Consider the following 333-nt stretch of genomic DNA (forward strand, 5'->3'; position numbering starts at 1 on the left):
ACCCGCCCCTGCTCCCGTACCTGCCCCTGCCCCTGTGCCTGACCCTGCCCCTGTTGTTTCCTCCCCCCGGGCCGCCGGGCGCGGAGCGTGAACGGAGATGACCACGATGGACGCGATTCCCCTGGTGCACGCGAGCCTGGGCGAGCGGGAACTGGCCGCCGTCGCCGAGGTGTTCGCCTCCGGCTGGCCGGCCGGGCAGGGACCCAGGGGCAAGGCGCTGGAGGCCCGGCTGGCGGCGGAGTACGCCGTCGGTGACGCGGTCGCGGTGAGCAACTGCGGCGCCGCCCTGCACCTGGCGATGCTCGCCCTGGGGGTGGCGCCGACGTGCGCCCC

General features: G+C 76.0%; 1 protein-coding gene. It reads left to right on the forward strand.

The features are described 5' to 3' along the window. Positions 1 to 106: 106 nt before the first annotated feature. Positions 107 to 333 (forward strand): DegT/DnrJ/EryC1/StrS family aminotransferase (locus tag JHN63_RS52250; RefSeq protein WP_200692081.1); only part of this gene is annotated, 227 nt, incomplete at its 3' end.

Source organism: Streptomyces sp. MBT65 (genome assembly GCF_016612545.1).
Lineage (GTDB): Bacteria > Actinomycetota > Actinomycetes > Streptomycetales > Streptomycetaceae > Streptomyces.